Source organism: Lacrimispora brassicae, from assembly GCF_054772055.1.
This window is the reverse complement of the sequence record NZ_BRYH01000030.1, coordinates 59,409-86,348: the sequence shown is the minus strand read 5'-3', so window position 1 is coordinate 86,348 and position 26,940 is coordinate 59,409. Positions and strand designations below refer to the sequence as shown.

28 protein-coding genes and 3 pseudogenes are annotated in these 26,940 nt (G+C 42.6%); 21 read left to right on the top strand and 10 right to left on the bottom strand.

Going from position 1 to position 26,940, the window contains the following annotated elements; translation table 11 throughout:
* Window position 1 precedes the first annotated feature (1 nt).
* The 8 genes from ACYVD3_RS15500 to ACYVD3_RS15465 are packed head-to-tail and all read right to left on the bottom strand — an operon-like array spanning window position 2 to window position 9,986.
* The gene (locus ACYVD3_RS15500; RefSeq protein WP_460643390.1) at window positions 2–283 is read right to left on the bottom strand and encodes a hypothetical protein; all 282 of its coding nucleotides are present in this window, start codon (window positions 281–283) and stop codon (window positions 2–4) included.
* Entirely contained in the window at window positions 283–1,236 is a 954-nt protein-coding gene (locus ACYVD3_RS15495; protein WP_460643389.1) for a DNA/RNA non-specific endonuclease, read from the bottom strand. The genes ACYVD3_RS15500 and ACYVD3_RS15495 overlap by 1 nt, the downstream gene beginning before the upstream one ends.
* Window positions 1,233–4,535, bottom strand: a complete 3,303-nt coding sequence (locus ACYVD3_RS15490; protein WP_460643388.1) for an ATP-binding protein — start codon at window positions 4,533–4,535, stop codon at window positions 1,233–1,235. The genes ACYVD3_RS15495 and ACYVD3_RS15490 overlap by 4 nt, the downstream gene beginning before the upstream one ends.
* Window positions 4,532–5,101, bottom strand: a complete 570-nt coding sequence (locus ACYVD3_RS15485; protein ID WP_460643387.1) for a hypothetical protein — start codon at window positions 5,099–5,101, stop codon at window positions 4,532–4,534. Before ACYVD3_RS15485 ends, ACYVD3_RS15490 begins: the two co-directional genes overlap by 4 nt.
* 17 nt (window positions 5,102–5,118) lie before the next feature.
* Window positions 5,119–7,410, bottom strand: a complete 2,292-nt coding sequence (locus ACYVD3_RS15480; RefSeq protein WP_460643386.1) for a dynamin family protein — start codon at window positions 7,408–7,410, stop codon at window positions 5,119–5,121.
* Window positions 7,407–8,816 (bottom strand): dynamin family protein, encoded by a 1,410-nt coding sequence (locus ACYVD3_RS15475; protein WP_460643385.1) that lies wholly within the window; start codon window positions 8,814–8,816, stop codon window positions 7,407–7,409. The genes ACYVD3_RS15480 and ACYVD3_RS15475 overlap by 4 nt, the downstream gene beginning before the upstream one ends.
* Before the next feature lie 28 nt (window positions 8,817–8,844).
* A complete protein-coding gene (locus ACYVD3_RS15470; RefSeq protein ID WP_460643384.1) occupies window positions 8,845–9,033 on the bottom strand; it encodes a hypothetical protein in 189 nt (62 codons plus the stop codon).
* A gap of 14 nt (window positions 9,034–9,047) precedes the next feature.
* Entirely contained in the window at window positions 9,048–9,986 is a 939-nt protein-coding gene (locus ACYVD3_RS15465) for a helix-turn-helix transcriptional regulator (protein ID WP_460643383.1), read from the bottom strand.
* A gap of 198 nt (window positions 9,987–10,184) precedes the next feature.
* Between ACYVD3_RS15465 and ACYVD3_RS15460 the strand changes: the two genes are divergently transcribed.
* Window positions 10,185–10,529 carry a helix-turn-helix domain-containing protein gene (locus ACYVD3_RS15460; protein WP_460643382.1) on the top strand — a complete coding sequence of 115 codons (345 nt, stop codon included), beginning with the start codon at window positions 10,185–10,187 and terminating at the stop codon, window positions 10,527–10,529.
* Between the two features lie 304 nt (window positions 10,530–10,833).
* Here ACYVD3_RS15460 and ACYVD3_RS15455 read toward each other — a convergent pair whose 3' ends face one another.
* Window positions 10,834–11,154 carry a helix-turn-helix domain-containing protein gene (locus ACYVD3_RS15455; protein ID WP_460643381.1) on the bottom strand — a complete coding sequence of 107 codons (321 nt, stop codon included), beginning with the start codon at window positions 11,152–11,154 and terminating at the stop codon, window positions 10,834–10,836.
* A gap of 456 nt (window positions 11,155–11,610) precedes the next feature.
* Between ACYVD3_RS15455 and ACYVD3_RS15450 the strand changes: the two genes are divergently transcribed.
* The 7 genes and pseudogenes from ACYVD3_RS15450 to ACYVD3_RS15420 all read left to right on the top strand — a co-directional run.
* On the top strand, window positions 11,611–11,781 hold the full coding sequence (locus tag ACYVD3_RS15450; RefSeq protein WP_460643380.1) for a hypothetical protein: 171 nt from the start codon (window positions 11,611–11,613) through the stop codon (window positions 11,779–11,781).
* A 129-nt stretch (window positions 11,782–11,910) separates the two neighbouring features.
* On the top strand, window positions 11,911–12,042 hold the full coding sequence (locus tag ACYVD3_RS15445) for a hypothetical protein (RefSeq protein ID WP_460643379.1): 132 nt from the start codon (window positions 11,911–11,913) through the stop codon (window positions 12,040–12,042).
* A gap of 16 nt (window positions 12,043–12,058) precedes the next feature.
* A complete protein-coding gene (locus ACYVD3_RS15440) occupies window positions 12,059–12,838 on the top strand; it encodes a hypothetical protein (RefSeq protein ID WP_460643378.1) in 780 nt (259 codons plus the stop codon).
* Window positions 12,839–12,852: 14 nt separating this feature from the next.
* Complete coding sequence (locus ACYVD3_RS15435; protein WP_460643377.1) at window positions 12,853–13,344, top strand: hypothetical protein; 492 nt, start codon at window positions 12,853–12,855, stop codon at window positions 13,342–13,344.
* 45 nt (window positions 13,345–13,389) lie between these two features.
* Entirely contained in the window at window positions 13,390–13,515 is a 126-nt protein-coding gene (locus ACYVD3_RS15430) for a hypothetical protein (RefSeq protein WP_460643376.1), read from the top strand.
* A gap of 47 nt (window positions 13,516–13,562) precedes the next feature.
* Window positions 13,563–13,757: pseudogene (locus ACYVD3_RS15425) on the top strand (transposase); the annotation flags it as partial.
* A 207-nt stretch (window positions 13,758–13,964) separates the two neighbouring features.
* Window positions 13,965–14,131: pseudogene (locus ACYVD3_RS15420) on the top strand (reverse transcriptase domain-containing protein); the annotation flags it as partial.
* Between the two features lie 143 nt (window positions 14,132–14,274).
* On the opposite strand, the gene ACYVD3_RS15415 reads toward ACYVD3_RS15420, so the two are convergent.
* A complete protein-coding gene (locus ACYVD3_RS15415; RefSeq protein WP_460643375.1) occupies window positions 14,275–15,000 on the bottom strand; it encodes a GntR family transcriptional regulator in 726 nt (241 codons plus the stop codon).
* Window positions 15,001–15,252: 252 nt separating this feature from the next.
* Between ACYVD3_RS15415 and ACYVD3_RS15410 the strand changes: the two genes are divergently transcribed.
* From ACYVD3_RS15410 to ACYVD3_RS15350, 13 genes and pseudogenes are all read left to right on the top strand, one after another.
* The gene (locus ACYVD3_RS15410) at window positions 15,253–15,867 is read left to right on the top strand and encodes a class II aldolase/adducin family protein (protein ID WP_460643374.1); all 615 of its coding nucleotides are present in this window, start codon (window positions 15,253–15,255) and stop codon (window positions 15,865–15,867) included.
* Between the two features lie 17 nt (window positions 15,868–15,884).
* Complete coding sequence (gene mtnA, locus ACYVD3_RS15405) at window positions 15,885–16,955, top strand: S-methyl-5-thioribose-1-phosphate isomerase (RefSeq protein ID WP_460643373.1); 1,071 nt, start codon at window positions 15,885–15,887, stop codon at window positions 16,953–16,955.
* 26 nt (window positions 16,956–16,981) lie between these two features.
* Window positions 16,982–17,695, top strand: a complete 714-nt coding sequence (gene deoD / locus ACYVD3_RS15400) for a purine-nucleoside phosphorylase (protein ID WP_460643372.1) — start codon at window positions 16,982–16,984, stop codon at window positions 17,693–17,695.
* A gap of 36 nt (window positions 17,696–17,731) precedes the next feature.
* Window positions 17,732–18,877, top strand: coding sequence for a BMP family ABC transporter substrate-binding protein (locus ACYVD3_RS15395; protein ID WP_460643371.1), 1,146 nt, complete (start codon window positions 17,732–17,734; stop codon window positions 18,875–18,877).
* Window positions 18,878–18,936: 59 nt separating this feature from the next.
* The gene (locus ACYVD3_RS15390) at window positions 18,937–20,457 is read left to right on the top strand and encodes an ABC transporter ATP-binding protein (RefSeq protein WP_460643370.1); all 1,521 of its coding nucleotides are present in this window, start codon (window positions 18,937–18,939) and stop codon (window positions 20,455–20,457) included.
* A complete protein-coding gene (locus ACYVD3_RS15385; RefSeq protein ID WP_460643369.1) occupies window positions 20,454–21,512 on the top strand; it encodes an ABC transporter permease in 1,059 nt (352 codons plus the stop codon). The genes ACYVD3_RS15390 and ACYVD3_RS15385 overlap by 4 nt, the downstream gene beginning before the upstream one ends.
* A 4-nt stretch (window positions 21,513–21,516) precedes the next feature.
* Complete coding sequence (locus ACYVD3_RS15380) at window positions 21,517–22,434, top strand: ABC transporter permease (RefSeq protein ID WP_460643368.1); 918 nt, start codon at window positions 21,517–21,519, stop codon at window positions 22,432–22,434.
* A 6-nt stretch (window positions 22,435–22,440) separates the two neighbouring features.
* Entirely contained in the window at window positions 22,441–23,286 is an 846-nt protein-coding gene (locus tag ACYVD3_RS15375) for a nucleoside phosphorylase (protein ID WP_460643367.1), read from the top strand.
* Window positions 23,287–23,299: 13 nt separating this feature from the next.
* Window positions 23,300–24,241 (top strand): NAD(P)-dependent oxidoreductase, encoded by a 942-nt coding sequence (locus ACYVD3_RS15370; RefSeq protein WP_460643366.1) that lies wholly within the window; start codon window positions 23,300–23,302, stop codon window positions 24,239–24,241.
* Between the two features lie 540 nt (window positions 24,242–24,781).
* Window positions 24,782–24,961 carry a hypothetical protein gene (locus ACYVD3_RS15365; protein ID WP_460643365.1) on the top strand — a complete coding sequence of 60 codons (180 nt, stop codon included), beginning with the start codon at window positions 24,782–24,784 and terminating at the stop codon, window positions 24,959–24,961.
* Window positions 24,962–25,581: 620 nt separating this feature from the next.
* The gene (locus ACYVD3_RS15360; protein WP_460643364.1) at window positions 25,582–25,728 is read left to right on the top strand and encodes a hypothetical protein; all 147 of its coding nucleotides are present in this window, start codon (window positions 25,582–25,584) and stop codon (window positions 25,726–25,728) included.
* 207 nt (window positions 25,729–25,935) lie between these two features.
* Window positions 25,936–26,286: a DUF5688 family protein gene (locus tag ACYVD3_RS15355; RefSeq protein WP_460643363.1), complete on the top strand. Its 351-nt coding sequence runs from the start codon at window positions 25,936–25,938 to the stop codon at window positions 26,284–26,286.
* Between the two features lie 5 nt (window positions 26,287–26,291).
* A pseudogene (locus ACYVD3_RS15350) lies at window positions 26,292–26,735 on the top strand (DUF5688 family protein).
* The last annotated feature ends 205 nt before the right edge of the window (window positions 26,736–26,940 follow it).

The following is a 26,940-nucleotide window of genomic DNA, read 5'->3' as shown; positions in this document are numbered from 1 at the left end:
ATTACCTGCTTATTATAACAGAAATTTTATTGATATTACCTATGTTGTAATCGGATGAACAACGCATATAGTTAGCAATCGACTTTGAAACGGTGTCCAGATCTTTTTCTTTTATTAAACCTTCGTCTACCATATCAAAGCACTGCATTCTTGTACCATCAACAGTAGCAAAGAACTCAACTGAGTAGCTTGAATCACCAATATTGGCGCGAACTTCGAGTTTTTCAAAATTAGGTACAATATGAGAAATTTGCTCAGAAATAAATTTTTCCAGTTCAGTCATTAGTTTTCGCCTCCTTGCGTGTTATCAATAACAACCTTTGTTCTATGATTAGAATTATCTTCATCTGTATAGGTGACGTAAACGGTTGTTTCTATCAGATTTCCATTTTCGTCATATTCTTCTTTGATGGAAGAAATTTGACCATCGGTATCATCTAATTCTGCCCATACAGCGTCCTTTCCGTTCTTAGGCACTTCATCAATTAGCGAATCATCGAGATTGTTATCGAATTTATAGACAGTATCTTTACCATCAGCAGTAACCGCAACAGTGATTTTATCAGGGCGCTCTGAATCATCTGTATATGTCATTTCCGCCTTGGTAGTAACATCCTTTCCTTCATCCAGAGCGTTCTTGACATCGTTTTCCATGCGCTTATAGTCACTTTGATTGATTTTGGAATCCATAGCAACCAAGTTACCGCCGCCACCATCACCATTCAAATCACGTCCGACAATGTGGCCGCCTTGGTCGTTCGATTTTCGGTCTTCCCCACCAGCTTGTCTTTGTGCTTCTGTATCACGAAGGTTCTCCGGGCTGCGCTGTGGTTTTGCTTCACAACTGATTATTCTACCCAGATCATCCGTTTTATAAACGCTACCATTAAGCTCGTATGTAGTATTTGGTTTCAACTTTCCATCTGCCATGTAAATGTTTCCGTTGTCGTCTGCTTTATAGGTTATTTCACCAAGTACATAGGTGTTATTTGGAATTAAGCCACCGTCGCCTGTATGGTAAGGCTGACCATTATCATCATAATTCAAATTCTCATCCAAATCAACAAGTTCCATTGGTTTCGAGATTTCAAGTTTATAGATTTTACCCAACGGCTGATCAACTACATCATCGCCAATGTCGAAGACTTCCGCTCCTTCTAACTGTTTACCAAGAGGAGACTCAGCAAATTTGGTTGAGAGTGTTTCGGTAACTTCTTTGAGGCCTCCGATCATCATTTAATACCCCTTTCTTTGGTAAAGTTGATCCACTTAATATACAGCTTTCTTCTGATTTCGGTTTCTTCCTGCTGTGTACTCATGTCTTTCATAAAGCACTGGCTCAATGCAAGAATCTTGCTCTTGGAAGCATCAGGAGATATTTGACGAACAATCTTTTCAAGCATAACTGTCAACTCGGCATCATCCGTGGCACTCAATACGCTGTTTTCCACTCTTGCCCGGACACCAAGAATATCTGTAATGCGGCGTGAAAGCCTTCTGAAATTACTGTCGTCCCAGATTGCAAGAACTTTGTTTTCTTTGTAATCTGCAATCTGTTCTTCAATAAACTCTGTATTGATGGATGAAAGACCAAGAGAGTCCAGTCCTTCCTCAATATCCTTTATTGAAAAATTCAACTTTTCACGCACTCTGCCTTGAATCAGAAAGTCAACAAGCTTAGATTTTATGTTATCCTTATCTGCATTAACTGTAATACCATCAAAATCATATATTGTTTCGGAGAGATCACATTTATTTACCTGAACAAGAACTGGTTCAACCCAGTCGTTCTGATAAATCGCTGCAACACCTCTCTTGAGCTTGGATAGTTCATCCACCTGTTCCTCATTCAGGCCTGCGGAATAACCAACAAGTTCACGGTCTCCTTTATCCGGCAGTCTCAAAATGATTTTTGTATTTGTGTTGCGGATTACCGACATATCAAGCAATCCCGGCGATTGGTCTGCAATAATGAAACCTTCACCGTAGGTACGCATTTCAGCGATAGAGTTTGAAAGTAATTCCACAGATTTTCCAAGAAGGTTAGAGCTTTCGGAGGACTGTTCTGTAGATGTACGTTTAAGAAGATTATGTGCTTCCTCCAATACCGTGATATGCGACAACGGACTGTTAGTTTTGCCGGTAGACATACGATGCTCGTTGAGCTTCATAACAAGAAGCCCCATAATCAGTGACTTCGTTTCGGTTGAACCGACACGGCTCAAATCGACAATAACACTTCTGTCAAAGAGTTCTGTATCTGTGAGATCATCATTACAGAAGATTAATCCATTCAAACCGTTGGTCAACGAGCGAACACGGGTTAATAAAGCACCGGAATAGTCGCCCTTACTATCAGCAGAATACTTCGAATCATTAATAACACATTCGATCTGTTCAAGCAGGTCTGCAAAATTCGGGAACTTTTTCCCCTTGCAGTTTTCGGATGTGATCAAATTCCAACCAGCTTCAACATAAGCTTTTTCCATAGCCTCTTTCAAAATTGCGGGCATCGCTGCATACATTGGCCAGCAGACATTGAAGATTTCAACCAATCTGTCAAGATGTTCCAAGATGTGTACATCTTCTGGGAAACGGAAAGGATTTATTTTAAGCAACACCGTCTTATTCGGGTTTGTTCCATAAACGGAGACATCGGAATGCAGACCAAATACATTCTTGTATTCGCCTTTTGCCGGTTCAACAATCAGGAACGGAATACCGTAGACGTTATGCAGCTGGTTAAGGATTTCGTACACAGTGTTACTTTTACCAGAACCAGTAGAACCGGTTACAAATGTGTGCATAGTAAGAGAGTTAATATCGAGGTTAACTTCGGTACTCATCTCTGTCCCCATGCTGAAAACTTTGCCTAGACAAAGGTCTTTTCTATGTAGTTTCTTTCCATAAGAAACAACTTCCTTACCAAAATCAGCATGCTCGATAACAGGGAAACCGCATACAGATTTACGAGGTAAACCCATCTGAATCGCAAGTTCATTGCTGCTTATGAGAGAAGATGCTGTTACAGGCAAAGTGGTATTTTCGGAACGATAGGCAAAAACAGGATGAATGAAGTTTGTAATATACTCTCGGAGAACAGGAAGTTTGCTTGCGTTTTGGCGTCCCCATAAGTTTATAGCAGAAATTTCTATGCCAGATTTTGCACCTTTCATCAATGCCTTATAGGTGCCAGCAGCCATTTCAGCTGTTTCCTGGGTATCAGACAGGAAGTAGGCTGTACACTCCCACATGCCCAGACTTTCACATTCATCAATTCGTTTGAGTTGCAGGTCAATGCGATCCATGGTGTTAAGCAGGGTCTTGTTTTGCATAGACAACTGCATATTGTCAGATGTTCCAGAAGTCAAACCTCTTGTACGAGTTTCATTTTCATTATGACTTTCGTTTGACCCATAAGTTTCCCCTTTATTTCTGGATTCATTCTCCGTGCGGTTTTCCGTAGTTGATGTTCCATGGGTATTTGTAACAGGATTAAATGCACCAAGTGAAATTTGACCTGCCACAATTGTACCAGCAGCGGCGATACTTGCGCCACCGGTCAGCGGCGCGGTAATGAGGCCTAAAGCACCTAACGCAACGGAACCAACAGTTTTTGTCAAAGTACCAAGGGTATCTGCTTTCGATGAGGATTCGTTCACAGAGAATCCAGTTGAATAGCTTGTTCCCGTGGTTACCGATGTATTTTTTGAATAAGATGTTCCGGTTGTTGTTCCATGGGATAGGGCATCCGAAATACTGAGTGCAGTATTTGTTGCATAGGATAACTGCATATTAGCAAATGGTGACAACTGTGTATAAATTGTTTCATAAGCACGGCGAATTTCATCGAGTTGATTAGCAGACGTACTTTTTGCAAGGACAATAGCAGTATATCTTTGGCCTTGCATTGCAAGTGCTAACTTTTCCAAGCCCTGAATAAATGTTTCGTTATCTTTGAAATCTTCATCTTTATTGTTCGCTACACAAGAAACAGAGGCGATATTCTTTGACGGAATTTCCGATAAGAAACTTTGTGCTTGAGAATCAAGAAGATCGTCTGATTTTACACCGGGGAATTGACCGCTCAAAGCGTTTCTAAGGGTGTCTTTCAGCGATTTCGTTGTACGATTATCGTCCAGAGAACGAACACCCATATAAAAACCTGTTTTGTGTCCATCACTATCGGCAATGATAAAGATACTGCAATTCAGGTTTTGCACAGCATTAAATACGGATGCAAATTTATAGGTTGAGTATTCATCCTTCTGATAAACCATTTCAGTAATTTTGAAAAGGCGAATATCGCTGATCTGTTTAAAATCATCATCCAGAGGGATGATTTCCAGGTCTGCCAATTTGTGAAGATATTTCTTTAGGACAATCTCATCGACAAGTTTACTGGCTTCAACAAGCTGTGCTTTCAAAGAAACATAACTTGGTATGTTGCTTTTGGGCGGTTCACCTATACCCGATTCCAAAGGTTTTTCAGTTGGGAGGTTCTCCTTTTGCCCAAGTATTACAGTGTCACTCATGGCTGCTTACCTCCGTTGACAGCGATAGTAACTGCAACACCGCCAACCACGGCACCTGCGGCCGCACCGCCAACTACAGTAATACCTGCCATGGAAGCCAATACACCGCCAACTACGGCACCGGCAACGGCACCGGCTGTAATTTTTGTACCCAGGTAGTCGCCATTTTCCTGATCACGGAGTTTCTGTTCCTGATAGGATGAACCGGTAGGCTCTCTATGCGTAGTTTTAGTCCTTTCGGAGAATTGGGCAGTCTTTATTGTTGTTGCAACAGGTCTTAGACGATGAACAACATCTTTCAGGTGGTCAATGCGTTCGTGAGAAAAGTTTGTAACAACTTGTACCATGAGTTTATTCATGTAATCATCGTTCCATAGAGACTGATCAGTGATAAACTCACGACCATCGTGAGCATCATATAATCCCTCCAAAGAACGAGCAGCACGCTCCATTTCTGAAAATCCTGTGAAAGAAGGATCTACCAAGAGGCTGTCCTTCATCATAGTGTGAACAAGGCGAACATTACCGGTGCTAACAGCATCATAAAAAGCATTTGTTAAAGCCATAGTTTCATACCTCCTTATTATATTTCAAGTATAGATGCAACCTTACGTTTGATTTCTTCAAGCCATTGCAGTTTTTTTTCAGTTTCCTGGATCCGTTCTTCAGCTTTTTCCCTATCCGTTGCGAAGCTTTCTAATTCAACGAGTTTTCCCTTTAAGATGACGTCCAGATGCTCAAATTCCTTGCTGAATGCGGTTGCAATGTGATTAGATTGCTTAAGTGCATACTGCTGTGCGGCATCACTATTGTTATACATGTTCTCTTGAATAGGGGCGAAAAATTCTTGAATAAGTTCATCAGCTGGAACATATTTAACATGTTTATATTTTTTTCGGTAATGGCCGCTTTCCTGGAGCCAGGTCCAAGGCTTGTACCATTTCTTATCAGCGTTCGAAAACCATTCTTTACCGTCCTCAACTTCTTTTTCCTTAACCAGTTTTTCGAAAGAAAATTCATCCGCACTGGGAATGCTTCCCCCCATGAGTTCCATTGGGGCAATCGTGATATCGGAAAAAGATGCAGGGTCAATTTCTTCTGTCAGGGATGCAAGTTTAGCCTTGTATTCTGTAAGAAGGGCATTACATGTTTTAACTAAATTTTCACGAACAAGTTCTTCAAGGTCAGCTTGGAAATTTGGCTCAAGTTTCTTTGCAAATCGAACAAGACTTTCAACTTCCTGGTCGATTTCAGACATATCAAATTCTTCGCCTTGGACGGAGTCAACTTTTTTTGTAAGGCGAGCTTGATATTTTTGCATAATGCCTTCGATAACATCTCTAGCATCATTATTGACTTTTACAACCGCGTCGTCAACCGCGCCTTTGAATTCTTTGGCAGATTCAGCATCGTCAATTTTTTTGCGAATTGCTACAAGCTGCCGGACGATACGTTCGCTATCTTCTCGGTTTTTTGCCAATTCCTGCTTTGTTTTCTCAAAACAGCCGACTTCATCGAGTTTGTGTGTGAATGTATCAACAATATTCTTGATTTTTGCAGTCTTTGCATATTTCTGAACATACTGCCGAATGGCGGCTTCAACAGAAATAACACCGGTGTGAATCAATGCTTCTGTATTAACATCGTCATTCTGTTCCGCTTCACTCAGTTGTTTCTTGATTTCTCCACGAATACTTGCAGGAAGTGATGCATATGTTTCAAAATGAAGTGGTTTATTTCTGTTCAGCTTACGAACCTTCATTTCGGTTTCGTCCAGTGCATCTTCATCAATTTCTGCGCCACTTTGCATCAAACGGATATTCAGTGCAGGAAGAGCTGCTACAGGGAACAGATTGGGATTAGTGATACCATGTTTTTTGAGGTAGGCCCGGATACGATCCAGGGTCTGAGAGGTGTCGCCATCTTCCTTGCGGCGATCATCCATTTTGTTTACGACAAAAATAAATCTATCCTTACTCTGCTTACCACCGATCTTCATACTGTCGGCGACACGCTGTAATAAAGCATTATCGTCATCAGATCCGAAAGTTCCTTCCATAATGTAGAGAACCAAAGACTTAGAAGATTTATTAAGAAATTCGCTCTGAACTTTCCTATGTTCCGGATCTCTGGAGTTGTTAGGGCCTGGAGTGTCAATCAATACGAGGGATACATCTTCAGAGGATACAAAAGGAATGTCACCAGCAGCCTTAATTACGGATACATTTTCGTCGCTATTGAGCCTTTCCATAGTTGTGTAGGAAAGGTTTTCATGGGTTTCGATGAGATGGTTCTCTTTATTATAGACTTCAGCTTGCCATGTACCGGCTCCCTCGGTGTCCTTGATACGCGTGATAATAGCGGTACAGGCTTCCTGTTTGGAGGGCATCAGTTTTTCACCAAGCATGGAGTTAATGAGCGTAGACTTACCGGCACTCATCGTAGCAACTACACAGACTTCAAAATCGCTGCTTTTTGCGTGCTGAAATGCACTAATAATTTCAGTATCATGCAGTTCATCAAATGGACCATCCTGAATTTCTTTGAAAACATCTTCAATGAGACCTTTCTTGTCAGATGTTTCCTTTGCGGGGATTCTATCGAGTTTGACGGTCAGTTCTCCTCGCTCATAGGCCTGGGTAAAGACTTCAGTCAAATCCTCGAAGTCCAGCAGTGTCCCATGAAATATAACATCAAAGTCCGCGTCGTTGTATTCGTCAATTAAAGCGTGAGGTAAGTCCTCAATCCATTCCTGAAGGCGGGAACCAGGAAGAATACGTTCTCCGATTTTACTGTTTTGTGCAAGCTTTTTTCCATCAACCGTCAACTCTGTTTCGAGGTTGTACGGGTTGTACTTAATGAATACCTTTTTCATACCATTCCTCCGTAAATCAGTTTTTCTAAACCATAAAGTCCAGATTTTTTGCTAAGTCTTATGTCATTGGCATCATCAGCATTGCATTGAACACCATTGTAGAAGCGTGAAAGATCATAGGACGGTTTGTTGAATTTTTTTGCTAACAGAGCATATTCGTCTTGCTCATCTTCTGTAAGTTCCTGCCCTGTAAGCTTCATTTTTAATAGTAAGCCGAAGTAAGCAGAAATAGGGCAGATAACAGGATTCTCAAATCCGATGTTCACGAGATCGGAACGAAGTCCATCTATACTTTCGCCGACATTATCTGTGCTACTATGGTAATCGTCCAGTTTGTTCAAAACGAAAATGATTTTTTCTTTTGGAACATTTTCTGCTACCCATTTCAAATGTTTGATTTCTGCATATGTACCAAGATTTGTAGGACTGACCACATACAGAACCTTGTCGTATTTTAAGTTGGTCAAAGCGTTATGGGTAATTTTACTATGTTCTTTATACAATGCAGCATTAACTCCAGGAGTATCAATAATACACAAGCGAGGAACTTTTGGTTCTACGCCAGAAAAATGCGAAGCTATCGAAATTGCTCCTTGCCATTGGTAACTACTTAAAGCATCTTCATTGGTATCTAAATTGAGTTCTGGTGATGCAAGATGTACGCATCCATCTTCAAAGGGTTTGTTATACAGATAACAAAGATTACCCGTACAAACTTCCTGTGAAGTTCTTGCAAGTGGCTTTCCAATCAACGCATTGATTAATGTTGATTTACCCGCACTCATATTTGCAGTGACAATAACCCCTTGTTCAGTTTTTTTCGCGAAGGAATCATTCAGGTGGTATTGCGATATAAGCTGTTTGGAACTCGAAAATTTGCAGGTAGTAATATTCAAGTCCAAAAGTGAAGAAACCAATAAATCAAGTTCTTCTCTTTGCCATCTTATCAAGAAACCTTTAATGATTTCGGCTGATTGTTTTATCATTACATGATCCAAGGTAATGAGTGCTACATCACACATCAACCAAAGCCGATGTTTCTTTCTCCAAGGGCGTGATACACACGCTGATACTGATTGCAAGGATTTCCTCTTTATAGCATCAGTGTCGAGGTTGGTATTTGCCTCTTTGAGAGCAAATTGCTTTCTGTATAATTCGAGCCGTTCCGTGATGTGTTTTTTCAAAAAAGCTGATTGAATGCCTTTGCCTAAAACTTTAACTTGTGCAGTATTTTCACTGGATGTGATGCAGATGTGGTCATCTGTGGAAATAGCATTTTCAATTACCTGATTTACTATATATGATAGGGCGGTATAATACTCCGTCCTGATTCTTTCTTTTGATTTTTTTATTGGATGTTCCCGTAAGTCAAGGGATTCCACAAAAAACAGAGTCGCATCGAACATGGTTAGTAGCTCCTTGTATCCACATTATTTACGAGTTGCAACATCCCAACAATGTGGCGATTTTCTTTTTGATTTTGCATATTAACTCATTCAGCCTGGGAGGAGCCGCGGTTGTGGTGAATCTTTTGAGCTTGTCCGTCAGTGCTAATAGTTCCGCTCTCGAAAAGATCCTGGCATCGATCAAAACTTCGACCAAGGCGAACAGTTCTTTATTCATGAGAAATTCTTCCGTTAAATCACTGTAATATAATCTCCTTGACTTTTTAGCCACATATTTAGTCCGGTTTCCCCGAAGACTTCAACATCTACTTGATATGTACCATTTTCCTGGGGTTTTACCGTTGCTGTAGGCAGTCTGTCATAGATCGCATTAATATCATTTCCCTTATAAATGAAACTGGTTTTATGCAGCTTACCTCCATACATAAATGGTATTCTTTTCCGAAATTCTCCTTCTTCGAATCGCTCTTTGTCAGGTATGTAATACGTTTCATCAGTTATTTTATAATTTTTTATCCGGTCAACACGATAAATGGTAGGATATCCGGGATGCTCTCTATCTTTGTCTCCAACATAGGCGATCAGATAAAAGTAATATTCTGATTCCATGATTCCTACTGGTTTAACAAGCGCTTTTGTAATATCTCCGTTTACCTTTTTGTATTCCAGACTGACTTTCCGATGGGAATACACAGCCGATCCCAATTCCCATATTAAATTAACAAGTTCTTTTCCATGCCGCGGTTCCACATAATGAAATAACTCGTTTCTGATAAGTTCTGACATTTTTCGGCGTTCCGCTACGGGAAGGCAGGCATCAATCAAATTATCAATTATTTTCTTCATTTCAGCCTTACTTAAAGACCTGCTTTCCAGAAGAATTTTAGAAACGGCAAACAGTTCCGCATTTGCCAGAGTTACTGTTTTAGAACTGATCATGCGAAACCCTTTGACAGTACGGTCATATTTGATTTCCGTTATTTCACCGTCTTTAATGGTTCGGTTCGCATAAAAGTCCCGTATGGACTCAATATCCCGTTGAATTGACCGTGGGTTTACTCCATATTCTTCTGCAAGATCTGGTTTCCGGATAATCTCACCCGACATCAAGCGACTGTGAATTTCCAGTATGCGGTCATGTTTTCGAATGGGATCTTGCGCTTTTTTCATGACAAATATTGCCCCCTCTGTTATTAGTGTTAAGATGTATTTTACAATCCATAGATGACACCTGATGTCATTTATAAAAAAAATGTAGATTTATGGATAAATTATATCATTGAAAATGCTTTTGAGCAACATTTATAAATGCTTACAGAGTATTTACCGATAGTTTTTCGTTTGTGAAAATAGAAGCAGGAGGTAGATATGGACAAAATTAATATTAATTATGTGGAAATCGGAAATAGAATAAGAACTGCCCGTGAAGCCCAGGGCCTGACCCAGGAAGAAGCCTCTGAGAAATGTGATATTACGACTCCTTTCTATGGAAATATAGAACGGGGTGACAGGAAGATGAGTGTCGAAACTCTTTTTAAAATATCAGTAGGACTTGGTGTATCTGCGGATGATCTTTTGTTCGGAGACATACCAAAGAAATCGGAGGAGGTATCTCAGCTATTGCGAGGAATTCAAAGAGGGGTAAATGAGAAACAATTTGACAAGTTTCTTATGATCATAAAGAATATTTCAACTATTATTGATAGATTGTAGAAAGTGGCTAAGAGGTCAGAGTTTTGAGCTGGTCTCTTTTTATTTGACAGGCGGTTACTCCAATCCTAGTTGCTGCTAAAACAATTTTGTGTATTAAGAACAGCGGTTACAATAACTGAAAAAACTCTATCAGTTAGCGGATTGAAAACTAGCTTAATAAGAACCCTGACTCTGAATGACTTTGGAGGATAGTAAATGGTTGGGAAAAGGTCATGAAAAGATCTGCAAAGAATTTTAAGGGATGGAGATACAGTTGAATTTATTACGGGACATAGTAAAAAATCGGGAAGCCTATAGCACTGCGTTACAGGCTTTTATTTAAAAAGGCATCTATAATGTGAAAAATAGCTTCTCTTTCTTTATGAGACAGAAGTGACCATTTATTCAACAGAACAGCTTGTTCATCTGTCAATATGTTATTTGTATTGAAACAGAAAAATTCTGCCAGTGAGATACCAAAAGTATCACAAATTTTTTCGATTTTATCAATTGGAGGTATATGACCTTTTTGATACCATGTAGCGATTGTGGATTGTGGTATTTCTGACAGTTGTGCCAATTTATATACAGATAAATTTCTTGCCTCTCGCAATTCTTCTATTCGCTTTAAAACATCAAACATCATCCACCTCCCGTAGAAAAATATTATACGATAATAATATATCGAAAAAGCAATAGACAATAGACGTAAAATAGCGTATATTACATATCGTATTTTCGATATAATATATAAAAAAGGTATATTTAAACAGTTAAGCAGTAATATTGCACTACAATTTTAAGCAACGTTTATTTTTTTAGCAAACCTTAAAACATCCTAGTTTTTAAATAGGTATTATAACTGTGAATAGTGGCATTTATACCGCTATAAATATTTGCAATCTTTCACAAAAGGTATTTGCGAAGACATAGGGTGTCACTATTGAGTGTTATCATAAAACTGATTAAGGCAGTTGTTTTTGTCTAAGACGCAGAGGAGGTGTGAAAAAAATTATTCTGAATGAAAGAAAGATGCAGATGGGAAGAAAGAAGATTAAGTTAGTACAGCCATTAAAATGTTAAAAGTGAGAAGGGAGGTTTTATGAAAGCCTATAAAGTAACAGTATGCCGGTTTGGACATGTAATAATTACAGCAGACTCGGAAGAAGATGCAAAACAGAAAGTGAGCAAATTTGCTCCGGAGCAGGTTCAGTGGCTTCAAACAGTGAAACAGGAACCGTCATTTTTAATACTTTATGCTGAAACTACGTAAGGAAAGTAAAACAACCAATTACGGGCTTGTACGGAAAAAATTTAAGGAGGATGAGAGATAAAAAGAAATAAAGTAATAGCGTTGATTCTAAGTTCCATTTTGGTGGTTTCGGGAAGTGGGATTACTGTGTTGGCTGATGCACAGCAAAATATGATCCAGGATATTCAAATGACATCAGAAGAGTCTGAAGTAATAAAAGTAGCTTCCCCGTCAGAAGCAGCAGAGAATTTAGAAGATGATGCCGAGGAAGTTTTAAACTAAGAGACAGGCCAGGAAGATGCAGATCAGGGAGCAGGGAGCAGGTCAAAAAGATTTAGACCAAGAGACAACTCAAGGTGATAAAATAAACCCAGGGACACCTACGGTATTAAGTGCAAGGATGGAATTGAAAACTTTTCCATCGGATGCAGTTTATGTATCAGATGAGAACGAACTAAGGGAGGCTGTTAAAAGCGATGGAACTGTGGTACTAGAAAATGATATACAGCTTTCTGAAACAATTATAATTGATTCCAAAAAAGTTTCTATCACCTCGGAAAATGGAAAACTGTCATGCGGAACGAATTTTCCGGATGATACAATGATTTTGGTTAGAAATGGAGCCATAATCACCTTGAGTGACATTGAGATTGATGTGACAAAAATGGGGAATCCATTACATGCTGATTGGGAATACTCTGCACTTTTTGTGGGGCAGGGAAGCAAACTGATGATAGAGGATGGTATATCCCTGTCTAATGATAGGCAGCAATCGCCTGGAGTAAACCAAAGAAAATATGGTATAGAGATTAGTGGAAACGGGGAAATAAAAGGCGGAATAATACATGATAACAGCGAATTAGCTGTGCTTAATAAAAATGGTGGGGCGTTCATTCTTCCCACCGGCAGTGAGAGTCAGATTGTAGGAAAAAGCAAAGGATTAAACAATTTTAGAATTATGGCTTCAAGTGCGAAGACGGCCTGTGTAATAAAGAATATGCAAAATGCGGAGTTGAATATTCAGGGCGGGCATATTAATCAGAAGCAGATAATGAGATTGCGGTATTTAATGACATGACGGGAAAGGTATCCATGATAAATGAAACCATTACTGTATCGGGAACACAGTCCATAGCCATTATGAACGAAAATAATTCAACAGGGGCAGTTGAAGTTTCTGGCGATTCCATTAAAGTATCCGGGGAAGGGAGCCGGGCTCTTGAAGGCAGTGGGGAAATCACAAAAGAAGTTGTGGTAGAAGATCCAGGCACTGGAAGTACTAATGGAGGAAACAGTAATAGTGGAGGTGGCAGCAGTAGAGGCAGCGGTGGCGGTTTCTGTTTCTCCAAAGTATCATCTGCAACAAGCCCTGCGATTCAAGAAAACCCAGGAGATTGGAATCAAGACCAAAGGGGATGGAAATTCACTAAGTCAGATGGAAGCAATTATACGAATGAATGGATTTATGTAAAAAGCTGCTGGTACAGAATTGGTGAGGACGGATATATGCTGCAAGGCTGGAATGTAATTAATGACAGGGTGTATTATCTCGTTCCTGTGTCTGGTGAAATGAAAACAGGGTGACTTTTAGATCATAACAACTGGTATTATCTGGAGGAATCCGGCGCCATGAAAACCGGATGGGTTCAGGTAAATGGAACGTGGTATTATTTGAATGCAGATGGCAGGATGGCCTCAGACACAGTAACGCCAGATGGGTACAGAGTAGGAACTGATGGGGCATGGCTGCAGTAATAGGGTAATCATAAAAAAGCCTCAATACTGTAACTATGTGATACTTCTGGCAGGAAACGGAACATTTCAAAGAAAAAGCAAAAGAGCGTTATAAGATAGAGGCAAAAAACAGCGAATTAAAACACAAACATGGTTATGACGTTGCGTCATCGTGAGGTCTTATTGGTATGGAAATGCAGGGAGCGATGGCTATATTTGCAGTGAATCTCAAGCGGATTATTAAGATGATAAGCGAAAAATAAAGGAAGCCTTGGTTCAAAATAAGGTATCATCAATAGGAAATACACAAAAATCCACCAGAAAAGTTTGAGTCTGGTGGATTTTGTGTTTTATTAAAAACCCATGTTTTTCAGCTCCCTCACTTAGAGGCCTGGGGAGTTTTTTGCTTGCGGGATTTATCAGGCATGAGGGGAATAATGGCTTTTAGAGAAGACATAACTTTCTAAAGCAAGCTTAATCCAGTCAGCAGGGTAGAAATTCCAAAGAAACAAAAGGCGAGTTCCGAAAACTGGGAGTGCCAACAGTAGTAGACCGAGTGTTTCAACCGGCGATTGCACAGGTGTTATCTCCGATTTACGAGAAACAGTTTTCAGAGAATAGTTTTGGCTTTCGACCAAAAGGTACATGTAGATAATGGCTGATCATCATGGACAAAGATAAAATTACTGTCAGAATTTATTGTATTATAATTATTACCTGTATTATTAAAGCTGCTGGTGTCAATGATGATTGCCTGGCTTTGCGTTGTTTCGAACGGAATCAATCCAGTGAGCTGCGAACCAAACTGAATTCAAGCTCATTTGTCAGGAAATAGCTTTCTGAATATAAAATAAGTTCTCCTTTATTGGAATAATGATTCTGCTGCAGCAACAGCAAACTGGTTATGTCGGGGAGTGTCAGATATTTCTGATGTTTGGGAGTACCGAGTACCGCATGAATTGTACAGTTGGAAAAGGCAGCCTTTTTGCCCATCTGATCCAGCATAGGAAAGACCGGTGTCTCACTATCGGTAGAAAATAGCTCCAGCAAACCTTCCTGGTAGGGAATATAATCTTCAACATAAGCAATTGGCCGCTCATCGGCAGTGCGCACCCGTTCTATGTACAGATACACCTGGTTTTCCGGGAGATTCGTCCGCTTGCGGATCTCGTCCGGGGCTGTTCTCTTGTCAAAGTGTACACTCTTGGAACCGGGCTGGTATCCATTGTTGGCGATGATATCGGTAGTGCTGTTCAGAACCGCAATATTATGCTTTAGATGACCGGGGGTGCTGATAACGAAAGTGCCGACACCGTGGCGGGATAATAATACCCCTTCGTTCTCCAGAGCCTTCAGCGCTTCCCGGACCGTGTTGCGGCTGACACCCATCTGATCAGCAAGTTGCTGTTCCGAAGGGAGTTTGTCCATAAATGAATAATTATCGTTTATTAATTTCGTGATTTCATTTTTAGCCTGGCTAAATAGGGTAAGAGTAGTTAATTTCATTATAAACATCCTTTCATGTACATCTGCTTTTATTATAAAGAACTTTTAAGGAAAATGCAAGGTACTGTTGTTGGACGACGGAGCACTTTGGCAAAAATAGATAAAAAAGAAAATGATTTTGGTTAATATCTACTAAAAATGAATATTAAAGTAAAATTATTTGGGAAATATGTTGACATTAAAGGCATAAATAATTATTATAGAGGTAGGACGACTGAGTTCCAACATATTTCAAGGAGGATTTTATTGTTTATGGATTACACTAAAGTAAAAGACGAATTAGTTCATATTTCAAGACTGACTTATCAAAAGGGGTATACGCAGGCATCAGGGGGGAATATCAGCTGCCGTGTACCTGGGACCTCTTTCTTTGCAATTAAGAAGACAGCGGTTAACATGGGGGAGATGACAGTGGCCGATGTGTTGATTGTGGATGAAGATGGTAGCGTAATAGACGGCCAAGGGGTTCCTTCCAAAGAAGTGAACTTTCATATAGGCATTATGAAGGTGCGTGAAGATGTCAATGCCGTAGTACACTGCCATCCATGTTATGCCATTGCTTTTGCAGATGCCTGTCTCAGCTTGCCTCATACAACCGTGACCTCCAAAAAAAATCTGGGTGAAATACCCTGTGTGGCAGCGGCATCGGCCGGTTCTGCGGAACTGAAGGAATATGTTGTGGACGCCTTTCGAACGAAAGCCGGGATAAAAGGCATCCTGATGGAGCAACATGGAATCTGCGCAGTCGGAGCTTCGCTGATTAATGCCTTCAATATGGCGGATTTGATTGAGGGGACAGCCAAGCAGGCTTATCTATGCCTGGAGGTAAGCCGGAATGCAGAGTACTTTAAGCAACTCACACCGTAAACGTAAGGAGAAGACAGATGGAATCAATAGCAGAGTTAACAAAGAACTGGAAGGAGCAGAATCTGATCCTGCCGATCTGGATGGACGGACAACATCTTAAAGTTGTCAACCAGTTGAAACTGCCCTTACAGGAAGAAATCATTGAAGTCCAGAGTGTCGAACAGTTGGCGGATATCATCCGCTCCATGACATTGCGTGGTTCAGGTGCGATTGGCATATCGGGAGCCTACGGGATTCTTCTGGCTGCCTACTCATCAAAGGGCTGTAAGGAAGCGATAAGGGAAGCTGGGCAATTGTTAAAAAGTACCCGTCCGACAGCCGTAAACCTGATGAAAACTGTAGACGAGCTGCTTGCTTATGCGGCGAAGCTGCCGGATGATGGGGTCACTGCTGGAATTGAAGAAAAAGTGGTGGAGATACTAAAAAAACAGTTGGCTTTTGAACATGCCCTTGGAGCTTATGGTGCAGAGTTGATTGCGGACGGAGATACGATCCTCACTCACTGTCATTCCGGTGCTCTGGCCGGGTCCGGGTATGGCGGCCGGGCTTTGTCAGTGATCCGGACGGCATGGGAGCAGGGGAAGAATATTCATGTCTTCACCAGCGAGACACGGCCCTACCTGCAGGGGGCCAGGATTACTGCCTATGAGCTGCAGAAATTTGGCATTCCCCATACGCTGATCACCGATGGGATGTCCGGCTATCTGATGAAGCTGGGGAAGATCCAGAAGGTTGTGGTAGGCTCGGACCGGGTTGCCGCTAACGGTGATCTGCTGAATAAAGTGGGGACCTATATGCATGCTCTGGCAGCAAAGGACAATGGCATCCCATTCTACACGGCAACCTCCAGTCATACGGTTGATTTTTCCTTAAAGGAAGGGATGAATATCGGGGTGGAATACCGGAATGCAGAAGAGGTTACCCATTTAAATGGCCAGCGGATCACGCTGCCGGAAACGAATGCCATATATCCTTCCTTTGATGTCACTCCAAATCACCTGATTAGTAGTATTATTACTGAAAAGGGTGTGATTGTACCGGAGTACGAAAAAAATCTGACGGCATTAAACGAATTTAAAGAAGGCTGAAAAATTACAGAAAGGATCAGAATACAATGAAGCTGAAAGCACCAACTCATCATATTGCGGCAGCAAAAGGAGAGATCGCCAAAACTGTGATCATGCCGGGAGATCCGCTGCGGGCACAGTACATTGCCGATAATTTCCTGGAGGATGTGAAGCAGGTCAGCGGCATCCGCTGCATGTATGCTTATACCGGTACTTACAAAGGGAAGGCGGTCAGTGTTATGGCTCACGGTATCGGCGCTCCGTCTATGGGTGTCCATGCCTGGGAGCTGTATAACCTTTATGATGTAGAAAAAATTATCCGTGTCGGTACGGCCGCATCCATGCAGGAGGACCTGCATATCAAAGATATCGTCATCGCTATGGGCGCCTGTTACAACACCCCATATGCTGACCAGTTTCAACTGCAGGGAACGTATTCTTCGATTGCTTCTTACCCGCTGTTAAGGAAGGCGGTTGAGCAGGCGGAACTGGCCAGGGTACGTTATCAGGTCGGCAATGTCCTGTCTTCCGACATCTTTTATCCGGAACACGCCTCCTATCAGGAAAACTGGAGAAGCATGGGAATTCTATGCGTGGAAATGGAGATTGCCGCCCTGTATATCGTGGCCGCCCGGGCAGGAAAGCAGGCCTTAGGCATCTTAACCATGTCGGATCACGTTCTGACCGGGGAAAAGGTCAGTGCCGATGAGCGGCAGAACAGTTTTACACAAATGATGAATATTGCTCTGGATATGATATAAAGTCTGGAGAAAACAAGAGAGGAGAAGGAGATAAAAATGAACAAAAAAAATTATATTTTAATAGTCACCTTTGTACTGCTTCTTTCGATATTGACGGCTGGATGCGGAAAGCCTGTGCCTACTGGTGAAAGCTCTGCGCCGGCAGCGGACGCGTCTGCCAATGCTGTGGCAGATAAAACCGCAGATACCGCGGCGGCGGAACAGCCCGGCGGAAAAAAGGATTTTAAGTTTGCCATGGTTTTTGACCTTGGGGGTATTGGCGATAATGGCTATAATATGGAGATTTACCAGGCTTGTGTTGATTTGAGTAAAAAGTATGGCATCAGTTTTGATTTTGTCGAGCCAAAGGCAATTAATGACTATGAGACTCAGTTCCGTATGTATGCGGATTCCGAAGAATATGACGTTATCATTGGTGTCGCATATGCTCATGCAGATGCTTTGCGTATGGTAGCCCCGGATTACCCGGACCAAAAATTTGCGATTCTGGATACGGTGCTGGATGATTTGGATAATGTTCATTCCCTCAGCGCTTTTCAGCCGGAACAGCATTTCCTGTCAGGCGTGATTGCCGGTCTGGTCACCCAGGATGAGCGGATGCCCATGGCCAATCCGGAAAATGTTCTGGGCTTTGCGATTGCAATGGATTCTCCGGTTTCCCGGGCTCAGGCAGCAGGCTTTATGGCCGGTGCGCGCTATGTCAATCCGGAAGTTGAATTTATCACCAACTACATAGGTTCTTATAAAGATCCGGCCAAAGCCAAAGAGATCGCTATGACAGCATATGGCCGGGGGGCAGATATTGTTTGCCAGAATGCCGGTGCTTCTGGAATGGGCGTATTTGCCGCTGGTGAAGAAGCCGGGCGTTATGTAGTCGCAAGCTCCATCGCCACTATCACTCCTGGCTATACCTTGACAGTATCTCTGAAGAAGATGGAAGCATTTCTTGATTATGAGCTTACTTCGATTATGAATGGCACCTGGGAAGCCGGAAGTATGCAGTTGGGCATTAAGGACGGTGCCTGCGGATATACCACTAAGGGGACCGGTGTAGAGATACCTCAGGATATTATCGACAAAGCAGAAGAAATCAAACAGCAGTTCATTGATGGTAAGTTTACATTGCCCAATGACATGGACCAAATCGATGAATGGACAAGTAATAATCATTACGAAGGTTAGAAATTGATTTAAGAAATGGAACTTAGGGGTGTATAACAGTTGCTAAAGGGGTTTATAGCATGAATTTGTTGAAAATGACAGGGATAACCAAGCATTATCCTGGGACTGTTGCATTGGACAATGTGGATTTTCGACTTGATGAGGGCGAAATTGTCTCACTGCTGGGGGAGAATGGAGCGGGAAAGACCACATTGATGAAAGTGCTTTATGGAATGACCAGACCGGATGCGGGAGTAATTGAATATAAGGGTGAAAAAAAAGACATCAGAAAGCCGTCAGATGCCATTGATATGGGAATCTGCATGGTACACCAGCATTTTATGCTGGTGCCGGCCTTTACTGTCGCGGAGAATATCGTGGTTGGCAGCGAGCCGCATAACGGTGTGGTCTTTGATAAGAAGAGGGCTAGAAAAGAAGTGGAGGAGCTGATCCGGCAGTTTCACTTTAATATTAATCCAGACGCACTGGTTGAAAATCTGTCAGTGGGAGAGCAGCAGCGGGTGGAAATCTTAAAAGCCCTGTACCGGAAGGCGGATGTTATCATCTTAGATGAACCGACGGCTGTGCTGACGCCAAAGGAAGTCGAGGAATTATTTGAGATTTTGCGGCAGTTAAACAGAGAGAAAAAATCATTTATTATCATTACCCATAAGCTGAAAGAGACCATGGCTCTGGCAAGCCGTGTAGTGGTTCTGCGTGACGGGAAAATAACTGCCAGTGATCTTAATCCGACGGAGGTTACCGTCGAAATCCTGTCCGAGATGATGGTAGGGCGCAAGATAGATATGGGTGTGCGCCATGCAGCTAAACAGATCGGCGGTGCCAGTCTGGAAGTCAGCAATTTAAGCCTAACGGTGGATGGTAAAAAGAAGCTGAATAATATCAGCTTTAAAGTACACAAAGGTGAGATACTGGGGATCGCGGGGATTGAGGGAAACGGCCAGTCAGAGCTGATCAAGTCCCTGACCGGATGTATTAAGCCAGACAGCATGGAGCTGCTTCTGGAAGGAGATTCGGTCAGCGGCAGCGCTAGAAAATTTTTGGAAAAGGGTATTGCCCATGTACCGGAGGATCGCCTGAAGCAGGGACTTGTTGGTCCTATGTCGATTGAAAAGAACCTGATCCTGGGATACCATATGGAACCGGATTTTAACAATAAGGGTTTATTGAAATCCGGTGTGATCAAGGATTATGGTCAGCAGTTAAAAGAAAAATTCCTGATTAAGGCTCCGACGACAGAAACAACTGCCAGTACCTTATCGGGTGGAAATCAGCAGAAGATCGTCATTGCCAGGGCTTTCAGCAGAAATCCCCAGTCTCTGATTATCGCCAATCCCACCCGTGGGGTCGATATCGGGGCGATAGAGTATATTCATCAGCAGATGTTAATGCTGCGGGATACCGGCAAGGCTATCCTGCTGATATCTCCGGATTTGGATGAAGTCCGTACCTTAAGTGACCGCATCCTGGTTCTGTATGAAGGCAATATTGTATCGGAAAGTCTGCCGGGGGAACTGTCAGAGATCGAAATAGGTATCCTGATGACCGGCGGCAAAGCACAGAAGGGGGAAACAGCATGAATATGAAAAAGAAAAGTCTGAATTTCGGTCCTTTGCTGTCTTCTGTGTTTGCCCTGTTTTTCTCCCTGCTGTTAGGGGCCTTAATTATCTGGCTCTCAGGTTATTCGCCGATTCAAAGCTATGGGGCGATCTTCGGCTATTCACTGGGGACGGTGAAAGGCATAGCCCTGTCTTTGAGTCAGGCTACGCCGATCCTGTTTACTGGTCTGGCCTTTGCCATAGCCTATAGGGTGCGTATGATAAATACCGGGGCAGAAGGGCAGCTCTATATGGGTGCTGTTGGCAGTGCGGTTATGGGTGCGTATCTTGTTGGTTTGCCTCGGATGGTTCACCTGCCGTTGACATTACTGGCAGGGATGGTGATGGGCGGTTTGGCAGCTCTTCTGGTGGCATTTTTACGGGTGAAGTTCGGTGCCAGTGAAATTATCACCTCATTGATGCTCAATGAAGTATTTATCCTGTTTACCGGATATCTGGCCAACGGACCGTTAAAACCGGATGGCAGCATGCAGCCGCAAACAGAGATGATTGCTGAGACGGCGCGGCTGAGTAAGCTGATTCCCAAAACACAGCTTACGACAGCTATCCTTCTGGGGATTATACTGGCAGTGGCGATCCAGTTTATCTTAAAAAAAACCATCTTTGGTTATGAGATGGATGTAACAGGTCTAAATTTACATGCGGCGCAGACGGCGGGAATTAATACTTCCAGGATCCAACTGATTACTTTTTCATTATCAGGAGCAGTGGCAGGACTGTGCGGCAGTGCTCTGGTCATGGGTACAAATTTCCGGTTTGTTGAAGGAATATCTCCGTCCTATGGATTTGCCGGTATCTCGGTGGCGGCTCTGGCGGCTTATAATCCGGCCGCAGTCATTCTTTCCGCGATCTTATTCGGTATTCTCAAAGCGGGTGCCATCACCCTGAACCGGACAACGCCGATTCCGGTTGAATTTGTAGATGTCATCCAGGTTCTGGTGGTCGTGTTTGTGGCAGCACCTCGAATGGTGAAAGCAATCCTGGAAATTCCGAAACGTATCAAGAGGGAGGCGTGATGTGATGGAAGGATCTAATTTGTTTTTCTTGATGTTAGTGTCAACCATAAGAATGTCGGTTCCGATGGTGCTTGCATCGGCAGGTGCGTCGTTCTCTATGCGGGCCGGTGTCAGCGATCTGGGATGTGAGGGGATGATGATATCAGGGGCATTGTTCTCTGTGATCGTGTCCTATTATACCGGGAGTGCCTGGCTGGGCCTTCTGGGCGGAATTCTCGCCGGCAGCATGATTGCCATGCTCCATGCGGTGATGCATGTCACCTACCGGGTCAATGCAACCATCAGCGGTATGTGTGTGAATTTGCTGGGGCTGGCCATATCGCCGCTGATTCTGCAGATGATCTGGCATCAGCGCAACAGCTCGGCCAGAGTAAATGCTTTTTCGCCGTTAAGAATCGGAGTTCTGGAGAAAGTTCCGGTGATCGGGGCGATCCTTAACCAGCAAAATGTTTTATTCTATCTGGCCACTATATTTATTGCGGCTGGCTGGTTCTTTATGTTTCGCACCACCCGGGGACTCCGCATGCGGATGGTCGGGGAAAATCCCCAGGCTGCCAGTACAGTGGGAATTAATGTGGTGGGCTATAAATATTTTGGCGTGTTAGTGTGCGGTTTTTTATGTGGGATGGGTGGTGCTTATCTGTCGATTGGGCAGCTGGATCTGTTTGTTGACGGGATGACAGCCGGCCGTGGTTACATTGCTGTTGTTATCAATGCATTTGGCCGTTACAGTCCCCTGGGAGCATTGCTGGGCAGCATGTTTTTCGGCTTTTTTGACTCCCTTCAGGTGCTGTTCCAGGACAGTGGTATGCCCAACCAATTAATGCGGATGATTCCTTATCTGTTTACTTTAGTTGTGATATCATTTGGTATCCGTAGATCAAATATACCGGCCGGTGTCGGAAAATTTCAGGAGGAATAGAAGAGAATGATGAGTGATTGGCAAGATGCATCCCGCCCGATCAATGAGGGTGGTAAACAATATCATATTCAATGTGGGATAGGTGATGTGGCCAGGTATGTGCTGCTGCCGGGAGACCCGAAGAGGGTGGAAAAGATTGCCGCCAAGTGGGACAGTGCTGAGAAAGTAGCTGATTACCGGGAGCATGTCACCTACACCGGTAAGATCGGAGATATGGAGATATCGGCCTGCTCAACCGGAGGCGGGGGCGGCTCTACGGCGAGTGCGCTGGAGGACCTGGCGGCGATTGGCTGTGATACGGTGATCCGGGTGGGAACCTGTGGTACAATCCAGGAACATATAGAACCGGGAGATTTAATTATTTGTACCGGGGCCGTGCGCAAAGAGGGGACAAGCAGTGATTATGTGATTCCGGAATATCCGGCCTGTGCTGATTATGAGGTGACTCAGGCTCTGATTGAGGCGGCAGAGAGTCTGGGATATACTTATCATGTGGGAATTGGCTATACGGCAGCCTCCTTTTTCTGTGGCCAGGGACGGCCGGGGATGAATGACTACAGCCAGAGTTTCATGAAGACGATTCTGCCGGATATGAAGGCAGCAGGGGTGCTGAATTTTGAGATGGAGGCGGCCACTGTCTTTACCATTAGCCGTTTATATCAGATGCGGGCGGGGGCTGTGTTTACGGTTATCGCAAACCGGGTCCGCAATGATTTTTCCTACAACAGTGACACCACGGATAAAAATATCCAGGTAGCCAATCTGGCGATGGCGATTTTGCATGATTGGGAAATAAAAAAGAAAAAGGCAGGAAAACGGTATTTTTATCCGTCCATTCTAAATAAAAAATAAAGGAGCAGAACAGATGAAATGTGCAGTAGTAGAGCCATTGGGAGTGAGTAAAGAAATATTGATGGAGAGTGCGAAAGAGGCTCTGGGATCTGATGTGGTGATTGATTATTACCCGGATCGGAACGAAGATCCGCAGCAGTTGATCGAGCGCTCCGGCGATGCGGATATTGTGATGATATCCAATATTCCCTACAGTCGAAAGATTATGAGCAAGAATCCCAACTTAAAGATGATTTGTGTGGCATTTACGGGCTTCGATCATATCGATATGGAGTATTGCCGTGAAAATAACATTACAGTGTGCAACTGTTCCGGTTATGCCACGACTGCGGTGGCGGAGTTGGTATTCGGCAGTGTGATTACCCTGTACCGCCGCATCAAAGAGTGTGATGCAGTCACCCGCAATAGCGGAACAAAAAATGGACTGGTGGGATTTGAACTGGAAGGAAAGACATTCGGCATTGTGGGACTCGGTGCCATCGGTGGTGCGGTGGCGCGGATTGCCCAGGCATTTGGCTGTGAAGTGATTACTTACAGTGAAGGTTCTGCCCCAATGGCCGGGGTGGAGAATGTAAGTTTTGCGGAACTGCTTCACCGCAGTGATATCGTTTCGTTACACGTTCCACTTCTGGAATCTACGAAAGGGCTGATCAATAGGGAGACGTTAAAACTGATGAAGAGCACTGCTATCCTGATAAATGCCGCCCGTGGTCCGGTTGTAGACAATGCTGCTCTGGCTCAGGCCCTTAAGGACGGTGTGATTGCCGGTGCCGCCCTGGATGTATTTGATATGGAACCGCCGGTACCTCAGGGTTATCCTTTGCTGGAGGCGCCCAACACCTTATTGACACCGCATGTCGCATTTGCCACCGCGGAATCAATGGTGAAACGCGTTATTATTGCCTTTGACAATGTAAAGTGCTGGCTGGCCGGAAGTCCTAAAAATGTAGTTTGATAAAGGGATAGCTTTGCTTATTCCTGGAGTGATGGTTTGGGTATGAAATGAGTTATGAAAAATAAAACTATGGCAGTGCTGTGAAATCAGCCGGCCATAGTTTTATTTGCCTTTCGGGATAAAGTGATAGCCGATATCCCATACGGTTTATTGTGCCACCCTGCTAAGGTGGTGTGCAGCATATGTACCGAAGGTTTGAAGTCTCCCGTAAACGTTATGCTTTGATGGATTGAAATATTTAATGCAGTAGCCTTGGTCAGTGCTGTCGGATCTTTTTCTTAAAAATGTTTCGTTTAATTAAGTCTTAACAGTGATGCAGTACGTATGAAAAAGTATTAATTCTCGGATTATTGCTGTTTATGCCAGCAAGATGTATAATGTGCACGCTTGTCAGGATCACTGTTCAGAAATTTTTAGTTATGAACTTTTTTCTTGAATTAAGCCGCATTTGATGATTTGTAAAAATAGATGTCGGCCGGTACTTGGTAATTATAGCTCTGGTGACCGCGATTATAGTTAAGACAAGGAAGGAGTGATGATATGTCAACGAATGATACCTTGAAAATGTTATATAAAGAGTGTCTGAAATTAGATCCGGATGAGGCCACACAGTTAATCCTTGGGGCAGAGACAGAAGAAGAACAGGAATTTTATTCCATGGTCAGTGACCTTGTCCTCCAGCAGAGACAGAGAAAGGTGATTGAGGAAAATCGGTTTTGATGAAACGATATGTTATTTTTGCGGGTGTAAATGGGGCAGGGAAGTCCACACTGTACTAGATTTTTCCCAAGTATCATCAGATGCCCAGAATTAATACAGATGAAATCCTTAAGACATTTGGTGACTGGAAAATTGCCGGTGATGTTATGAAAGCCGGAAAACTAGCTGTTCAGGAATTGAACCGATGCTTTTCAACCGAAATTTCCTTTAATCAGGAAACAACGCGCTGCAGAAAGACCATTTTTAAAATAATAGAAAAAGCCAAGAATCAAGGATATTACATTGAACTTTATTATGTGTGGGTCGACTCTGTAGAACTGGAAAAACAGAGGATTACCTATCGGGTATCAAAAGGTGGCATAGAATATCGGACGAGGATGTGGAAAAACGGTATCTGGAAACGTTCAAGAACCTAAAGATTGTTCTTCCTATGTGCAATCTGGCTTCTTTGTATGATAATACTAAGGAATTCAAAAGAATCGCCATCTATAAAGATGGGATTCCGGTTCGGATTTCTCATAGTGTGCCAGATTGGTTTCAACAAATACAATAGGATTTGCCCTTGCGGTGTGGGACTGCAGGGGCTTTTTTGTTGCAAAAAAGAAGGGAAAAGTGACGATATGAAAGTGGTAGATTTACTGGAGCAGATGATTTGTGAACGAATTGAAATGCTGCTAAATGGGCGTTCTGATGAAGCAATACAGGAAGAAAAGGAATTTAAAGACAGAATGGAGGAGTTTATCGGACAGATGGATAAGGAATGGTAAGCTGATGTAGAGCGTTTTTGGGATGAATGGATTACACAGTCGGCGCAGGATAATCGTTATCTATACCTTGCTGGCGTTAAAGACGGTGTCAGAATTTTTAAAATAATTTCAGGGGATACGTGTGAATAAGTGATTATTATGTAAGAGGCATTTCTAAGGAGTGCTTCTTTTTATTTGAAAATGAAAGAGATAATGGAGGAAAAATGAATGAATTATAATCAGTTTTTAGAGGATGTCAGAGCAGCAGTACAGGAAAGATTAGGAAGCGATTATGAGATTCGCATTCAGAAGATTACAAAAAATAACGGAATCGTGCTGGATGGGCTAATTATTGGGAAAGCAAGTAAAAACATCGCTCCCACAATTTACTTGAACTCATACTATATGCATTTTACCCATGGTGTGCCACTGCAGGAGATTCTGGAAGATATTATATCTGCATATAAGGAGAACAATGACGTGGTTTTCGATGATATGAGGGAGTTTTTGGAATTTGATAATCTGAGGGATAAGGTGGCTTTTAAGCTGATTCAGAGGAAAAAAATTAGGAGCTTTTAGAGGATGTGCCATATTTTGAATTTCTGGACCTGGCAGTGGTATTCTATCTGATTCTGGATGAACATAGAGGAGGACAAATGACGGCTTTAATTCACAATTCTCACATGGAGCCGTGGGGCATGGAGAAAGAGGAATTGTATCGTCTGGCAAAGAGGAACACTCCCATGTTACTGCCGCCGGAAATTAAAACGATGAAAGAGATTATTCATGATATTTGGAGAGGACATTTTGAGGAATTGGATGAGATGGTAGATGATTTGCTGGATTTTGATTCGTAGAAGCCGTCCTTGTATGTTCTTTCGAATATAAGACAGATTAACGATGCTGGGTGCATTTTATATGATGGGTATTTGAAGAATTTTGCTGATTCACAAAATTCAGATATTGTTATACAGCCATCCAGTGTGGATGAGACCATATTGGTTCCTGACAATGGTAATTTTGCATAGAAGTTGATTTTTTTAAAATGTAGGAGGCAAATTGTTTTGGTGAGTATTATATACTAAAAAATTATAGTAAAACCCCTGAAATAGTTAATTGATTTTTTGTGTCGCTCTATCAATCGCATTAGATTTGCTGTTGCAATAACGTGTTTTTATCGAAAAAATGAGAATAAGAGGTCGATTGGTGGACTAATCAACGTGTTGGAGTTAA

Coding starts and splice junctions, on each gene's coding strand:
- ACYVD3_RS15500 (WP_460643390.1), bottom strand. CDS start 283: ATGACTGAACTGGAAAAATTTATTTCTGAGCAAATTTCTCATATTGTA.
- ACYVD3_RS15495 (WP_460643389.1), bottom strand. CDS start 1,236: ATGATGATCGGAGGCCTCAAAGAAGTTACCGAAACACTCTCAACCAAA.
- ACYVD3_RS15490 (WP_460643388.1), bottom strand. CDS start 4,535: ATGAGTGACACTGTAATACTTGGGCAAAAGGAGAACCTCCCAACTGAA.
- ACYVD3_RS15485 (WP_460643387.1), bottom strand. CDS start 5,101: ATGGCTTTAACAAATGCTTTTTATGATGCTGTTAGCACCGGTAATGTT.
- ACYVD3_RS15480 (WP_460643386.1), bottom strand. CDS start 7,410: ATGAAAAAGGTATTCATTAAGTACAACCCGTACAACCTCGAAACAGAG.
- ACYVD3_RS15475 (WP_460643385.1), bottom strand. CDS start 8,816: ATGTTCGATGCGACTCTGTTTTTTGTGGAATCCCTTGACTTACGGGAA.
- ACYVD3_RS15470 (WP_460643384.1), bottom strand. CDS start 9,033: ATGAATAAAGAACTGTTCGCCTTGGTCGAAGTTTTGATCGATGCCAGG.
- ACYVD3_RS15465 (WP_460643383.1), bottom strand. CDS start 9,986: ATGAAAAAAGCGCAAGATCCCATTCGAAAACATGACCGCATACTGGAA.
- ACYVD3_RS15460 (WP_460643382.1), top strand. CDS start 10,185: ATGGACAAAATTAATATTAATTATGTGGAAATCGGAAATAGAATAAGA.
- ACYVD3_RS15455 (WP_460643381.1), bottom strand. CDS start 11,154: ATGATGTTTGATGTTTTAAAGCGAATAGAAGAATTGCGAGAGGCAAGA.
- ACYVD3_RS15450 (WP_460643380.1), top strand. CDS start 11,611: ATGAAAGCCTATAAAGTAACAGTATGCCGGTTTGGACATGTAATAATT.
- ACYVD3_RS15440 (WP_460643378.1), top strand. CDS start 12,059: ATGCAGATCAGGGAGCAGGGAGCAGGTCAAAAAGATTTAGACCAAGAG.
- ACYVD3_RS15435 (WP_460643377.1), top strand. CDS start 12,853: ATGATAAATGAAACCATTACTGTATCGGGAACACAGTCCATAGCCATT.
- ACYVD3_RS15430 (WP_460643376.1), top strand. CDS start 13,390: ATGAAAACCGGATGGGTTCAGGTAAATGGAACGTGGTATTATTTGAAT.
- ACYVD3_RS15415 (WP_460643375.1), bottom strand. CDS start 15,000: ATGAAATTAACTACTCTTACCCTATTTAGCCAGGCTAAAAATGAAATC.
- ACYVD3_RS15410 (WP_460643374.1), top strand. CDS start 15,253: ATGGATTACACTAAAGTAAAAGACGAATTAGTTCATATTTCAAGACTG.
- mtnA (WP_460643373.1), top strand. CDS start 15,885: ATGGAATCAATAGCAGAGTTAACAAAGAACTGGAAGGAGCAGAATCTG.
- deoD (WP_460643372.1), top strand. CDS start 16,982: ATGAAGCTGAAAGCACCAACTCATCATATTGCGGCAGCAAAAGGAGAG.
- ACYVD3_RS15395 (WP_460643371.1), top strand. CDS start 17,732: ATGAACAAAAAAAATTATATTTTAATAGTCACCTTTGTACTGCTTCTT.
- ACYVD3_RS15390 (WP_460643370.1), top strand. CDS start 18,937: ATGAATTTGTTGAAAATGACAGGGATAACCAAGCATTATCCTGGGACT.
- ACYVD3_RS15385 (WP_460643369.1), top strand. CDS start 20,454: ATGAATATGAAAAAGAAAAGTCTGAATTTCGGTCCTTTGCTGTCTTCT.
- ACYVD3_RS15380 (WP_460643368.1), top strand. CDS start 21,517: ATGGAAGGATCTAATTTGTTTTTCTTGATGTTAGTGTCAACCATAAGA.
- ACYVD3_RS15375 (WP_460643367.1), top strand. CDS start 22,441: ATGATGAGTGATTGGCAAGATGCATCCCGCCCGATCAATGAGGGTGGT.
- ACYVD3_RS15370 (WP_460643366.1), top strand. CDS start 23,300: ATGAAATGTGCAGTAGTAGAGCCATTGGGAGTGAGTAAAGAAATATTG.
- ACYVD3_RS15365 (WP_460643365.1), top strand. CDS start 24,782: ATGTCAACGAATGATACCTTGAAAATGTTATATAAAGAGTGTCTGAAA.
- ACYVD3_RS15360 (WP_460643364.1), top strand. CDS start 25,582: ATGAAAGTGGTAGATTTACTGGAGCAGATGATTTGTGAACGAATTGAA.
- ACYVD3_RS15355 (WP_460643363.1), top strand. CDS start 25,936: ATGAATTATAATCAGTTTTTAGAGGATGTCAGAGCAGCAGTACAGGAA.